The sequence below is a fragment of the Clostridioides sp. ZZV15-6383 genome (genome assembly GCF_020657735.1).
GTDB lineage: Bacteria > Bacillota > Clostridia > Peptostreptococcales > Peptostreptococcaceae > Clostridioides > Clostridioides difficile_D.
This window is the reverse complement of sequence record NZ_JAGWCV010000023.1, coordinates 1-15,209: the sequence shown is the minus strand read 5'-3', so window position 1 is coordinate 15,209 and position 15,209 is coordinate 1. Positions and strand designations below refer to the sequence as shown.

The window sequence follows — 15,209 nt, the reverse complement described above, 5'->3', positions numbered from 1 at the left end:
TTATTTGTTTATACTAAGTTACTTTTTATGTTTAGTTTACTTTTTTGTACGAACTTATATCATGATTAATTAAAATTTTATCTTTTATATCATAATTCCCAGATACATTTGTATCTATATTTAGATTAAAGTTTACAATAGCCTCAACTTTATATTGTGAATCTGAATTTTCTTCAACACCTAAACCAATAATATTTTTTTTGCCATCTGTAAGTTCTACTTCTTTTATTCCATCTTTGTCACCAGTTACTATTAAACTTAACTCTGTCCCTGAACCATTTTCTTTTAATTTTGGCCATTCTTCTTTTGTCATGTCGTAGTCAGCCCTATAAAAAGGTACTTTTATAGTAATATCTTCTGTTTTATCAACTTCTTGGGGTTTTAATTCTTTCAGTCTACATTTTATCTCTGCTAAAAGCTCATTTTGTATATAATCAAAGGTTGTTATTAAAGCCATATTATCATATTCAACAGGTATTTTCTCATAAGACATACTTTTTAACTTATTACATTGGTCTGATATTTCATACAATAACTCTTTATACTTTAAGAAATCTTCTGCTGTATCTTTTTTATCACTAGATATATTATCGCTTAACTTCTCAAATTTTCTTACATTATTTCTCAGATGAACTCTTAAAGAATTAAATCCTTGAGTTTGATTTGGTAAAATTTTTAATAGATTTTCTAATGCGTCCCATTTACTACTCCAACTATACTCTGTACTATTTATTATAGGATTTTGTATTAATTCATAATATTGTTGAGAATTTGGAATTCCATCAGATACTTCTACTTTTGGCTCACCTACATGAAATGTATGTCTATACTCAATCATATTTTGCATCGCCAAAGAAATGTTATCTAACGACCTATAAGTGTATGAAAATGCCGAATTTAAATGTTCATTTTCGACTTTATTTTCTTCTAAAAACATTTTTAAAAGAATATCATTATTTACTAACTTTGCCCCAATCAATGTAGTTGAATCTATATCTCTATCCAAAATTTTTTCATTTATTTTACTAATATCTCCATAAGTATAATTCTTACAAATGTTTAATATAGAATCTCTATGTGAGAGAATATTTGCATCTACATATTCAATATCTCTGTCATCTAATATATTTAAATCATGTAATTTTTTTAATTCCATACTAGCTTTTTCTAAATGTGAGGAAGCCTTATCCAAATAGAAATTTATATTATTCATATAGCCTAGTCTTTCTGCTTCAAGATTTTCCTCATCTTGATTATTAAAATCTTCATCTGATATGTTTCTTAATTTTGACCTAGATATCGATTTTTCTTGATTTTCACTTTTAAACTCATTATCCATTTTTTCAAGCTCATCATATAATTTTTCATATGCTTTATCAATACTATTTTCCACACATGTTTCTGCTAAATACTTTGCTTGTATACCCTCATTAGTCGTCTTTGTAGATTTTATTCTATTAGCTATCTGATTCGAAAATGTCAATCCAACAATAGAAAGCAATGCTACTACAACCAAAACTAAAACTAAAGCTGCCCCTCTCTCACTTTTAAATTTATTCCACTTCCTCAAAATCTCACCCCCAAGTAAAATTATTTATCTTTAAATATTTCAGTTACAATTTTAACTTCTTTTTTACTTGAATAGTCATTCATGCTTTTTCCAGTTACAGTTATTTTATATATCTTACCATTTTTATCTTCTACAATAATCTTTATCTTATTTGTAATATGTTCTTTGTCGATTAAATTACCATCTTCATCTTCTGTTGTTGTAATCTTTTCATATGGAGTATCATATAGACTCACATTACCCTCACTAAGCACTTTATCATATACAACTTTTTTTGACTTATCTATTAGTTTTTCATATATGACAGTTCCATCTTCTCTTTTATCTAGACTATCAAAATCAAATTCTCCACTTTTTATTTTTTCTCTTAGATTTTCTATTTCACTTTGAACATAGTTTAAGGAACTTATATCTGTTTCATTTTTAGTATTGACTTTATTATTAGTATTGATAATATAAAAAAATGCAAATAGTATAATTCCCATAATAGCCATAGCTACTAATACTTCAATTAAGGAAAATCCTTTTTCACTACTTTTTTTACCCATATTTTATCAACCTACTTATTTTTAAATAAATTCTCGTTACCCAATTCTCGACATAACATCAAATGTATAAGTCTTGTTATTTAAATAACTATTTTTCTGACTTTCTTGCACTGATTCATTATAATATATACTTATAGTATAAATAGATTTACCAGCTTGTTTTTCTATTTTAAATGGTGTTTTCTTCATTTCTTTATTGTTTTGAACTAGTGGTTGATTAGAGATTATTTCTTCCCTAAGTGCATTTTCAGCATCATTTGTATTTTCTTGAATTCTTGTTACAGAGTATACACCTGTATTATTTTTAGTTTCTATAGAAACTTCATATTTTATAGTTTTATCTGGAGTCTCTACACTATATTCATAATTACTTCCCAAACTAGTTTTAGTTATCTCCTTGCAGTTCTCCAAATCTCTATTTAGATACTTATTAATTAGATTAACATTCACTTGAGCATCTGTAATGATTTGTTGCTTTTTTACTGCTGATGTTATACCATTGAACACTTTATAAGAAATGCTTAAAACTATTGTCAGTATAAACACAGCTACTATTATTTCTAATAAGGTAAGACCCTTTTCATTATTTTTGTACAAACTCATCACCTATCTTTAAAGCCCATTTAACTTTATTTCACACTAGACTTAAATGGATTATATTTTCCTGGTTTCCATAAAGATGGATTATCTGTATCAAGTATCATTGTAGTATTATCTTTAGTGTACATTATAAATTTAAATGTAGCATCTACTACACCTTCTGCTTTTGGAGCTACGATTTCTTTCTTTGTTTCTTTTTCTGTTGCAGCTCTAAGTACACATGTATTACATAAATAACTAGTAGACCTATCTAAAAGTTTATCATTTTTTAGAATTTCTCCCTCTTTTATCAGTGGACAGTCATTGTATAAGTGCCACTTATCTTCGCCTTCTACCCAATATATTTTTGTATCTTTATTTATGTTCACATTTTTGATTAAATCCCTATTACTTGTCGTTTCCTCTTCTTCTTTTTCTGGCTCTATATATGAAGTCATTGTATAATCTAGTATCTGAGTAACATTTTTTTGTTCTTCTAAATAAGCCATTAATTTTTTGACATTTCTATAATCACCTCTAACACTTATTGTTGTTGATATACCATAAAAATGTTCATATTCTCTAACGCTTCCAACATCATAACTAGTTAAGTCAATATTATAAGCTTTCATTTTTTTATCTAAACCTATTAAAAAAAGTCCATCTTGCATATCATACAAAAGATTTTTGCTTTTTTCTCTTAATTTACTTTCAACTTCCTTAAGTTGTTTTTCATACTTTGGCATAAGTGCTGTTTTCTCTTTATATGTATTTAATTTCTCTGTAGCTTGTTTTACAGAATTTTTTGTAGCAACGTATTTCTGATATTGAGGATAAAGTCCAAAGTACCCATATGATAAAATAGCTAATAAAATTATGACCTTTATAAGAATTCCTTTTAGACTAACTTCCATTTTAAATATATCTTTTATGTCTTTTTTAAATATATCTTTATTCATTAGTTAATACACCTTCTTTCAGGTATAATGTAATACTAAATGTATAGTTAGAATCTTCTTCATTACTTTTTATGCTATGTAATTTAATATCTTCGAAATAATACAATCCCTTTAATTTATATAAAAATTGACCTATATAAGAAGAATCTTTAGCATTTCCTTCTATATTTATAACATTTGGTATTTTATCATATAATGGAGTTTTATCATCTTTATCTGTGTCGGTATTATTAGTCTCACTATTTCCAGTTAATGCTTCTGATACATTTGTAGTCTTACCTTCATTTAAATCATTATTTGTTTTATCTCCATTACTATCACTTTTCGTATTTGATTTTGTTTCATTATTACTTGATTTATCTGTTGTAGTTTTATTGCTGTTTGAGTTATCAGTTTTATTAGTAGTATCAAGATTTTGATAAGTCGTCGATAAACTTGTTAGTTCAACTTTGCTTGGAGTATTTTTATCTATATCATCCAATAAATTTTCCCATTTTACCTTTTTTCCAATTAACATATCATATACCTTTATTTCTTCGCTTTTGCTTTGTATCATTTTTTCTATATTCCCAATCTGATAATATGCAGATTCAATATTTCTTATTTCACCATTAACATTTTCAAGTTCTTTATTAACTAAGCTATTTGAGAAAATTAAACATAAATAAGGAATAGCAAGTACTAAAATAACTATTGGCGCGATTTTCAATATATTTTTCATCTGTTTAGCTTTCATCTGTTTTCTAAGTATATCTATTGGTAAAAAGTTTATATTTTCAAAATCCCTTTTACCTTTAGGCTCTATCATACTTCCTAAAAGCTCTACAATTGAATTTATATCATCTTCATCTATATCTCCAGTTATCATATCAGATATATCCATTATCTCAGTAAGACCTTGAGAAATATAATTTGAAAATGCAGAACTAAAAGCTTCATAAATTAATTTATTGGAATATCTTTTTCCTAATATTAATATAGTATCTGTAACCTTACCAAAGTTTCTTGACGAATAGTAATTCATAAGACCTTTTGATTCTTCTACTACATTTAATAATTGCATATCCATGTCTTTAGCAGTTATCTTTATAGGTATATTATCACTGATAAATAAAGTATCTTTCTTGTATATATTTATAATTGTACTATTGTCACTTATATTGGTTACCATTATATCGTTATAATCTAAATTTTTAAGAATTCTTAAATAAGCTGTTGATAATGTATCTATCCTATCTAATATCAAATCAAATTCATGCATTATCTCTACAATTGCATTTACTTCTTCCTTTTGTATAGCTCCAATAATAAGATTTAAACTTGCCTCATCACCATCTGAATTATCATATGTTTCACTAGATACTTCATATGAAAACACATATTCATCTGATTCCAAAGCCATCATCTCATCCATCTCTAGCTTCATAAATCCATCTAAATCCTTTTTCTCCATCTTAGGAAGTTTTTGGGGTTTTAGAATTACATCTCTTGTATTTAAACAAAAAACTACATGTCTTGATTTTAATTTCACATTTTCTAATGCGTACCTCAATAGAGCATACTTTTCCTTAGAAAAATCTTGCACAATATCCTCTATTGAAAACACATTAAGATTTTTTACATAAAACTTATCTTTATCATGTTTATATCTGCCCTCAACTATGGAAATAGAATCGCCATAATATGATACATAAACCTTGTTCATTTGTCCTTTCCCTCCTACATAGCATCATATATACTAAGCATTGGCATAAATATTGATACAACCAGTACCGCAACTATAATACCAACTGCAATTATTAAAACAGGCTCTATCATTGATGCCATCCTATTTAAATAAATCTCGGATTCATACTCATAGAATTCGGCTATCTGTCTACTTATATTCTCTAATTCCCCTGTCTGCTCACCTATAGCTATCATCTGTACCAATACAGAATCAAAATATGTATATCTCTGTAAATTTTCTGCTAAGCCCTCACCTCTTGTTATTCCATCTTTAGCTGATGCTAAAATCTTTTCTGCCATAGTATTATTTACACTATCTATAATGTAATCAAGTCCCTGAATTAATGGGTACCCTGTTGATACAAATAGATACAAGGCTCTTGAAAATCGTGTAGCTACCATGCAGTTTATTCCTTTTCCTAAAACAGGTATCTTATTTATGACTCTATCTTTATGTGCTCTCCCAACTGGTGTTTTTAGATACTTCTTAAATTGGTAAATAGATAGTATAATAGCTAAAAGTACTATTATCCAAAACTTTTTCATAAACATACCAAACCACATAACAATTCTCGTTATAAGTGGAAGATTTGCACCTACTGTTGTAATTGAATTAATCATCTTAGGCACCATAAACGCTGTAAATATAAAAATCATTATAAATGAAGAAATCAAAACTATTAATGGGTATGTCGCTGCATTTCTAAGCTTTTGCTTAATTCTATGTTCACTTGAATAAAATGAAGCCATACTTTTTAGTACTTCATCTAATTTACCTGTAGCCTCACCTGTAGCTACCATAGCACCAAGTAACTTTGGAAACTTTGATTTTGGTGAAAGCATTGAATCTGCAATAGTAGAACCTACCTTTATTTCTGCCACTACACGATTAATTTCTTCTCTCAATGTAACATTGGTTGACCTTCTAGCTAATGTTTCTAATCCTGAAATACTATTTATACCAGAAGATACTATAATCGCAAATTGTCTACAAAAGTGGCTTATCTGGTCAGCTCCTAAGTCCTTTTTTCTCTTTCTACTAAATACACTTATGTTTTTACTCTTACTTTCTTTAATTTCAAGAACTCTAAGATTTCTTTTTCTAAGAAGACTTCTAGCTTCGTTAAAATCATTGGCTTCAATCACATCAGTTTGCTTTTTTCCATCCTCTTTTATTACTGTATACTTAAAACTTTTCATAATATCATCCTTTAATCAGTCATCAAAATTATTCTAATCATTTCTTCTACTGTTGTCTTTCCATTTAAAACCTTTTTAACTATATCCTCTTTTAAACTAACCATACCTTGTTTTCTAGCCATCTTTAAAATTTCTCTTTGATTTGCAGATGAATCTATTAACTCTTTTATTTCTGGAGTAATTTCAAGCATTTCAAATATACCTAGACGTCCCTTATATCCAGTATTATTGCATCTTTCACAACCTTCCCCTTTATAAATAGTTACTGATTCATTTACATCAATGCCAAGAGCCTTTTTTTCTCCAGTATCTGCTTCATATGAAGCCTTACAATGCTCACATATTTTTCGTGTAAGTCTTTGAGATATTACCCCTAAAACAGATGAAGTTATCAAAAAACTTTCCACATCCATATCTAAAAGACGTGAAATTGCTCCAACTGCTGTATTTGCATGCAATGTACTTAAAACTAAATGTCCTGTAAGAGAAGCTCTAATTGCTATTTCTGCTGTTTCAGTATCTCTTATCTCTCCAACCATTATTATATCTGGGTCTTGACGCATAAAAGCTCTAAGTCCACTAGCGAAGGTAAGTCCTGCCTTTTCATTTATTTGAGATTGATTTACACCAGGTAATTCATACTCTATAGGGTCTTCTATTGTTAATAGGTTTCTATTCTCTGTATTTAATTGATTTAACATTGAATACAATGTAGTGGTCTTTCCACTTCCAGTAGGGCCAACAACCAATATAAGCCCATAAGGAGTGTTTATCAATTCGTCATACATCTTAGAGCCATGTTCGTCTATTCCTAGTACTTCTTTACTAACCATAAAATTACTCTTATCAAGAACCCTCATGGCTATCTTTTCATCCCTATTGGTTGGCATTGTAGAAACCCTAAAGTCTATAGGCTTATTATCTACTTTCAAATAGATTCTACCATCTTGTGGGATTCTTTTTTCAGATATATTTATATCTGACATTATTTTGATACGGCTTATTACTGCCTTATATGGTGCTGAGTTCATCCTCATATATTCCCTTAACATCCCATCTATTCTAAATCTAACACGCATATAATTTTCGCTTTGTTCTATATGTATATCACTTGCTTCCATTCTAACAGCATTTTCTAATATGTTATTTACTAATCTTACTATTGGAGCAGCATTTACATCTTCTTCAAGTATTACAGTTTCTCTTACTCCACCAGTTCTATTTTTGTTGTACTCAGTCATTGCTTTATTTATTTCTGAATGTGCATAAGCATGAGCTATTGCTTTGTTTATATCGTCTGCATTTGATATAAATATCTCTACGTCTTTACCTGACATACGTCTTACATCTTGAACTGCTTCTCTGTCTTGTGGGTCTGACATGGCTAGACATATTTTATTTCCATCAATTTTGAATGGAAATACAGTATATCTTTTGCATATATTTTCTGGAACCATTTTAGTAGCTAAGGTGTCTATTTCTGTTCCTTCTAAAAATATACTTTCTATATCTAAAAGTTCTTTTAATACACTTATTAATAAGTTACCATCTATAAGTCCTTCTTGTACTAGAATTTCTCCTAGTCTTTTCCCGCTGTTTTTTTGTTCTGATAATGCCCATTTAAGCTGGTCTTCTGTTATGTATCCTTTTTCGACTAGTTTATCTCCTATTCTAACTTTTTTAGCCACAGATTTCACTCCTTTACTATCTCAATTATATCATCATTTATGATTGGAGATTAAAGAAAATAGTATAAAAAAACAGGAAGATTTTCTTCCTGTTTTTTTAAGATGCTTTTTATTGAATCCATAATATTTTTTATAAAAATATAGACTTAATTATTTTTTGAATCCATCACAGTATTATCTATAAGAACTATATATAGAGCTTTGTTATCTACTTTTGTAGCACTTGTTAATGGACTTCCAAGATTATCAGCTGAAATACTTGTATATATTTTTTTATCGCCTATATCACTCAATAATTTTGCTGATTGTGCTTCTGTTAATGTAACTCCATCATCATTTGTACCTATCTGTAATACTAATTTATTACTAACTTTAATCAATTCATATTTTCCACCTATATCTGCTTTATCAGGAAGAGATTCCATATAATCATTTAAGCTAGTTAAACCAGTTTTATCTCCTGTTGTAACTGGTATCTTATTAGTATCTGAATAATAAGATAATGCTGCACTCTTAACTGAGCTATAATCAGACTCAACACTTGCTACCTTAGCCTTATTTATATTACTAAATAAAGCTGGAACTGCTACTACTGCTAATATACCTATAATTGCAATTACTACCAATAATTCCACTAAAGTGAAACCTTTTTTATTCTTTCTTAACTTCATTTTTATTCCCCCTCAATTTTTAATTAATATTTATTTATAATATATCTGGTTAAAAATCTAAGTAAAATTATTTACACGTACTAACCAGATTTATTTCTAGCATATAACCATTTTTAAACAAAAAAACTATGAAAATAGAAGTATCTATAAATAAATACAATTTCATAGCCGGTTGCACCACTAACTCAATATGCTCCAAGGTGCCCACATCACAGAACATACATCAACGTTTCTATTTTATTAAATTCAGAATAATATATAACTCATAATAGATATACATATCCACATATATTATATAATAGTTACCACATTTTAGCAACACATGTTATATTATTTATATATACCAAAAATTTACATATTGAAACATGATTTCTAAAAATAACTATACTCCACAAAAAGAAACATCTCCCTACAATCATCATATATCGTAAGGAGATATTTATAAATTATCATTTAGTTTTATCATTATCATTTCCATCCTTTGCTAGTATTTATTTGAAAGCTAAAAGCTATTACAATATAGTATTTTATAAAATCATCAAATACTAAAAAAGAGTTGCTTAAAAGGTTTTTATCCTTTTAAACAACTCCTATAAATCTAATAAATTAGAATAATTTGCTTACTGATTCGTTAGAGAATATCATTCTTATAGCATCACCAAATAAAGGAGCTACAGTTTTTATCTTTATCTTATCTATTCTTTTCTCTTCAGGAAGTTGTATAGTATCAAGAACTATTAACTCACTTATCTCTGAATTAGCAATTCTTTCAATAGCTGGTCCTGATAATACACCATGAGTACAACAAGCATAAACATCCTTTGCTCCAAACTCTTTTAGTGCATTTGCAGCATTAACTATTGTTCCTGCTGTGTCTATCATATCGTCTAATAGTATAACATTTTTACCTTTAACATCACCTATTAAATTCATAACTTCACATACATTAGCTTTTGGTCTTCTCTTATCTATTATAGCTATTGGAACTTCTCCATTTAAAGTATTAGCAAATTTTCTTGATCTAGTAACACTTCCTAAGTCAGGAGATACTACTACTAAATCTTCTATTTTCTTTTCATTGAAATAATTTGCTAATATCGTTCCACCTAGTAAGTGGTCTAATGGTATATCAAAGTATCCTTGTATTTGAGCTGCATGTAAATCCATTGTTAATACTCTATCTGCTCCAGCAGCAGTTATTAAATTTGCAACTAATTTAGCAGTGATTGGATCTCTTGCCTTAGCCTTTCTGTCCTGTCTTGCGTATCCATAATAAGGAATAACTGCTGTTATTCTTCCTGCTGATGCTCTCTTTAACGCATCAATTAAGATTAATAACTCCATTAAGTTATCATTCACTGGACTATTAGTAGATTGCACTACAAACACATCACAGCCTCTTACTGTTTCATTCATGTTTACACATATTTCACCATCACTAAATGTACCTACTTCACAATCTAACACTGATACACCTATATAGTCAGCTATTTTCTGTGCTAACTCTTTCGATGAATTACCTGCAATAATTTTAATCTCGCTTCCGCTAGTATTCATTTATGTAACCCTCCTGAAAATTTTAAAATACTAATGAATATAATTTATAATAATTTCGAGCTAAATTTTTTAGCCAAAATAATAAACTATATAACTACTTACTTTGGTCATCTTTTTGATTCTTCTTTTCTACCCAGCCCTCTTTAATAACTTGCCTTTCTCTAGCTATTGCCAAAGCTCCATCTGGAACATCATGTGTTATTGTTGAACCTGTTGCTATATATCCTTTTTCTTCCACAACTACTGGAGCAACTAAATTAGAATTTGAACCTATAAATGCATTATCTTTTACTATTGATTTAAATTTATTTTTACCATCATAGTTTACAAAGACTACTCCACATCCAATATTTACATTTTTACCAACATGTGCATCCCCTATATAAGAAAGGTGAGATGCTTTTGAACCATCTTCTATAATAGCATTTTTTACTTCTACAAAATCACCTATTTTCACATTGTTTCCTAAGTTACTCTTTGGTCTTAGATATGCATATGGACCAACAGTAGTATTTTCTCCAACTTTACTATCAATTACAGTTGAATTTTTTACTTCTGTACCATCACCTATTTCTGAATTTGTTATAAATGAATTCATTCCAATTATACAGTCTGAACCTATCTTTGTTTTTCCTTGTAACATAACACCTGGATATATTATAGTATCATTACCTATCACAACGTCAGATTCTATATAGGTAGAGTTAGTGTCTATTATAGTCACTCCATTTACCATGTGAGATTCATTTATTCTTCTTCTCATAATCTCTTCAGCCTTTGATAATTCTACTCTTGAGTTAACACCCATAAGTTCTTCAATAGTTGAACCTGCAAATGCACCCACTTTTAATCCTTTATCTCTCATTATTTTAGCAGTATCAGTTAAATAATATTCGCCTTGTGCATTGTTATTATTTAGCAAATCTAAAGCTTCTCTAAGACTTTTTCCATTGAAACAATAAATTCCAGAGTTTATCTCACTTATCATTTTTTCTTCTGAATTTGCATCTTTTTGTTCTACTATTTTAAGGAGGTCGCCCTTCTTATCTCTTATTATTCTACCATAACCTGTTGGATTTCCAACTCTTGTTGTAAGAACTGTGGCATGATATTTATTTTCTATATGATATTCAAATAGTTTCTTTAGTGTCTCTTCCTTTATAAGTGGAGTATCTCCACAAAGTACAACAATTGTATCTTCATCATTAATATATTCTTTAGCCATCTTTACAGCATGTCCTGTTCCAAGTTGTTCTGTTTGCATGGCTATTATAGTTTCTTCTGCAAGTTTTTCTTTTACTACATCAGCTTCATGTCCCAAAATCACAACAGTATCTCTTACACCTGATTTTTTTGAAACATCTATAATATGGTTGACCATTTCTTTTCCGCATACTTTATGTATAACTTTTGGGTATTTAGACTTCATTCTTGTTCCTTTGCCAGCAGCAAGGATTATAGCTTTAAAGTTCATTGATACACTCCATTCAATCAAATTTAATTTTATTCGTATTATTCTCTCAATCAATATACATTATAATACATTTATTTAACAATTTGTATACAACATATACGTTATCACTAATAATATAGCACTTTTTTACTAAAAAGTACATATTTTAATAGAAATTCTACATTTAAAAAGAGCCTAAATGTTCGGGCTCTCTCCATTATATATATTTATTGTTATTCAGCAGCTACTTCCCATTGAACTAATGCTTCATGATATGCTTGTAAAACTGCATCTTCTAAAACTTGTCTCATTTCTGCATTTATTGGATGAGCTATATCCCTGAAATTACCTTCGCCTACTTTTCTGCTAGGCATTGCTATAAATAGGCCATTATGGCCTTCTATAACTTTTATATCATGTACTACAAACAAATTATCGAAAGTTATTGAAACTATACATTTCATCTTACCTTCTTCTGTTAATTTTCTTACTCTTACGTCAGTTATCTTCATACCAAAATATCCCCCTTTGATTTTGACAGAAATTAATTTATATTAAAATTATTATCGCTGGAATAAATTAATATAAACTGTTTTTTAAATAATTCTATGAGCAACTAGGGATATCCTCTTTTTATTTTTACATATTTTTCTAAATATTTTTTTATTAATCTTCATCTATCTCAAATTCAAATTCTGAATCTTCTTCTTCATCTAAATCTTCATTTCTATATTCATCTTTAAAAGTCTTTAAGTTTGGCTCTACTACTATTTTATCTCCATTAACATCCAACTGAATTAATGAAATATAATCTTTTACCATTTTTTCAGAAGGATTAGTTGTAGATATAAATACTCCAGTACCTATAACCTCTGCACCAAATTCATTCATAAGGTCTACCATTCCTTTTATAGTACCTCCACCCCTCATAAAGTCATCTATAATTATAACTTTGCTATCTGGTTTAAGAGCTTTTCTTGGTAAACTCATACTTTCAACCTTAGAGCTGTTTCCACTCACATATGTCATACTAAGGGTAGGACCTTCTGACACTTTTATATCTTTTCTTATTATAACTAGAGGTAAATTCATAGCTTTTGCAGTCATAAGTGCCATAGGTATACCTTTTGTTTCCATTGTCACAACATAATCTGCATCCACATACTCAATATTTGATGCAAATATCTTTCCTATCTTAGCAGCTATTGTAGGGTCATAAATTAAGTCAATCAAATATAAAAAACCACCAGATAATATTCTAGACTTGTCACATATTTTTTCACATAATTCCATTAAGAACTCTGCATTTTCTGCTATAGAAGTTTTAGGTATATATTTTACTCCTCCTGCTGCTCCTGAGATAGTTATAACTTTACCTAAATGTAGCTTTTCAAATACATTCTTCACAACTAATAAATCTTCACTTATTGTTGATTTTGCTGCATTAAATTGATTCGTAAAATAACTTAATGTATATATTTTATTTGGATTATCGGACAGTATTTTGACTATTGCTCCAATTCTCTCTGTTCTTTTAAATTTCATTACTATTTCCTCCTACAAGTACCTTTATATAACGTTAAACTAACTAATGCATAACAATCCTTATTGTGGTATAATATTGCTTATGTTTTATTATATTCAAAAATAAAATACATATAATATTATATGCATATTAATTATAAAATATTGAACATTATATTATTATACCACAGAAATAGTTCATATTGTAGGACTTAATTAAAAAGAAAGGTGGTTTTATTATGAATATACATTTTATAGGAATTGGCGGCATCAGTATGAGTGCATTAGCTGAAATATGTATCAATAAAGGTTATCAAGTTTCAGGTTCGGATTCAAACGAATCATACCTATTAGACAAACTTAGGGACCAAGGGGCAACTATCTATATCGGTCAGAAAAAAGAGAATATATCAGATAATGTAAATATGGTTGTTTATACAGCAGCAGTTCACCCAGATAACGAAGAACTTATAGCTGCTAAAGAAAAAAATAAATTAGTAATGAACAGGGCAACTTTTTTAGGCCAAATCATGAGAGAATATAAAAATTCTATAGCAGTTTCTGGAACACATGGAAAAACTTCTACAACCTCTATGTTGTCTACAATCTTTGAATATGCAGACTTAGACCCAACTATACTAGTTGGTGGTAACTTAAGTATGATAGGTGGTAATGTTAAGATAGGTAATTCTGACCACTTTATAACTGAAGCATGTGAATATGTAGATAGTTTTCTTAATTTTAATCCAAAAATATCTATAGTTTTAAATGTTGAGGAAGACCATCTTGATTATTTCTCTGGAATAGATGAAATCAAGGCTTCTTTTAACAAATTTGGTAAGCTATTACCTCCAGAAGGTTATTTTATAATAAATGGCGATGATGAAAATGTTGATGACATATTGTATGATGTTAAAGCTACTATTATAAAATATGGTAGGGATTCTGATAATGATGCTATAATAAAAGATATTCACTTCGACAATAGTGGTCATGGAATGTTTAAAATAGAATATCAAGGAAAAGATTTAGGAGAATTTGAACTTTCTGTATATGGTCTTCATAACATATACAATGCTTCTTCTGCTATAATGGCAGCTCTTGTTTCTGGTATTGATTTAGAGACTATAAGAAAAAATATAAAAATCTATAAAGGTGTAGGAAGAAGATTTGAAGCTAAAGGACATTATAATCATGCTTTAGTAATAGATGATTATGCGCATCATCCAACTGAGCTAAAAGCTACTTTGGCTGCTGCTAAAAAATTAAAAAAATCTACTTTATGGTGCGTCTTCCAACCACATACTTACACTAGAACAAAATCTCTTTTGGGTGAATTCTCAGAAGCATTCTATGCAGCTGATAAAGTTATCATAACAGATATATATGCTGCTAGAGAAAATGACCCAGGAGATATACATTCTAAAGACTTGGTTGAAAAATTATATCAAAACAACGTAGATGCTATCTATATAAAAGAATTTGAAGATATAGTAAAATATTTACGTGAAAATGTTAATGACAATGATTTAGTAATAACTGCTGGTGCTGGTCCAATTTATAAAGTTGCAGACTTGTTGGTTGAAAAATAATATAAAATAATTTAGAGGCTGTCTCAAAATTGGATATGTCCCTGTCAAGTAGACAGACTTAAAAAAGGCTATCTTTACTCGGAATGAGTTCGATATTCAATCGGACTCATTCCGTTTTTTAATTGTATTCTTTCATTATT

13 protein-coding genes and 1 riboswitch are annotated in these 15,209 nt (G+C 28.8%); of the genes, 1 reads left to right on the top strand and 12 read right to left on the bottom strand.

From position 1 onward, the window contains the following. Positions 1–31 precede the first annotated feature (31 nt). The 12 genes from KGF42_RS10065 to purR form a co-directional block, all read right to left on the bottom strand. A complete protein-coding gene (locus tag KGF42_RS10065) occupies positions 32–1,570 on the bottom strand; it encodes a hypothetical protein (protein ID WP_227826245.1) in 1,539 nt (512 codons plus the stop codon). A 20-nt stretch (positions 1,571–1,590) separates the two neighbouring features. Continuing rightward, positions 1,591–2,118: a prepilin-type N-terminal cleavage/methylation domain-containing protein gene (locus tag KGF42_RS10060; RefSeq protein WP_227826244.1), complete on the bottom strand. Its 528-nt coding sequence runs from the start codon at positions 2,116–2,118 to the stop codon at positions 1,591–1,593. Positions 2,119–2,154: 36 nt separating this feature from the next. Beyond that, on the bottom strand, positions 2,155–2,721 hold the full coding sequence (locus tag KGF42_RS10055; protein WP_227826243.1) for a prepilin-type N-terminal cleavage/methylation domain-containing protein: 567 nt from the start codon (positions 2,719–2,721) through the stop codon (positions 2,155–2,157). A 26-nt stretch (positions 2,722–2,747) separates the two neighbouring features. Beyond that, on the bottom strand, positions 2,748–3,656 hold the full coding sequence (locus KGF42_RS10050; protein WP_227822445.1) for a type 4a pilus biogenesis protein PilO: 909 nt from the start codon (positions 3,654–3,656) through the stop codon (positions 2,748–2,750). Then, complete coding sequence (locus KGF42_RS10045) at positions 3,649–5,361, bottom strand: PilN domain-containing protein (protein ID WP_227826242.1); 1,713 nt, start codon at positions 5,359–5,361, stop codon at positions 3,649–3,651. The genes KGF42_RS10050 and KGF42_RS10045 overlap by 8 nt, the downstream gene beginning before the upstream one ends. A 14-nt stretch (positions 5,362–5,375) precedes the next feature. After that, the gene (locus KGF42_RS10040) at positions 5,376–6,584 is read right to left on the bottom strand and encodes a type II secretion system F family protein (RefSeq protein ID WP_227822447.1); all 1,209 of its coding nucleotides are present in this window, start codon (positions 6,582–6,584) and stop codon (positions 5,376–5,378) included. 11 nt (positions 6,585–6,595) lie between these two features. Then, the gene (locus KGF42_RS10035) at positions 6,596–8,272 is read right to left on the bottom strand and encodes an ATPase, T2SS/T4P/T4SS family (RefSeq protein WP_227826241.1); all 1,677 of its coding nucleotides are present in this window, start codon (positions 8,270–8,272) and stop codon (positions 6,596–6,598) included. Between the two features lie 146 nt (positions 8,273–8,418). Next, positions 8,419–8,943: a prepilin-type N-terminal cleavage/methylation domain-containing protein gene (locus KGF42_RS10030; RefSeq protein WP_227822449.1), complete on the bottom strand. Its 525-nt coding sequence runs from the start codon at positions 8,941–8,943 to the stop codon at positions 8,419–8,421. A 157-nt stretch (positions 8,944–9,100) separates the two neighbouring features. Next, positions 9,101–9,186, bottom strand: a riboswitch (cyclic di-GMP riboswitch). 363 nt (positions 9,187–9,549) lie between these two features. Next, positions 9,550–10,500: a ribose-phosphate diphosphokinase gene (locus tag KGF42_RS10025; protein WP_003421448.1), complete on the bottom strand. Its 951-nt coding sequence runs from the start codon at positions 10,498–10,500 to the stop codon at positions 9,550–9,552. Positions 10,501–10,594: 94 nt separating this feature from the next. Further along, positions 10,595–11,974, bottom strand: coding sequence for a bifunctional UDP-N-acetylglucosamine diphosphorylase/glucosamine-1-phosphate N-acetyltransferase GlmU (gene glmU / locus KGF42_RS10020; protein ID WP_227822450.1), 1,380 nt, complete (start codon positions 11,972–11,974; stop codon positions 10,595–10,597). Positions 11,975–12,186: 212 nt separating this feature from the next. Beyond that, positions 12,187–12,465 carry a septation regulator SpoVG gene (gene spoVG / locus KGF42_RS10015; protein WP_003421453.1) on the bottom strand — a complete coding sequence of 93 codons (279 nt, stop codon included), beginning with the start codon at positions 12,463–12,465 and terminating at the stop codon, positions 12,187–12,189. A 154-nt stretch (positions 12,466–12,619) separates the two neighbouring features. Beyond that, the gene (purR, locus tag KGF42_RS10010) at positions 12,620–13,498 is read right to left on the bottom strand and encodes a pur operon repressor (protein WP_054275364.1); all 879 of its coding nucleotides are present in this window, start codon (positions 13,496–13,498) and stop codon (positions 12,620–12,622) included. A 218-nt stretch (positions 13,499–13,716) separates the two neighbouring features. Here purR and murC point away from each other — a divergent pair, with 218 nt between their 5' ends. Continuing rightward, positions 13,717–15,069 (top strand): UDP-N-acetylmuramate--L-alanine ligase, encoded by a 1,353-nt coding sequence (gene murC / locus KGF42_RS10005; protein WP_227826240.1) that lies wholly within the window; start codon positions 13,717–13,719, stop codon positions 15,067–15,069. Positions 15,070–15,209 lie beyond the last annotated feature (140 nt).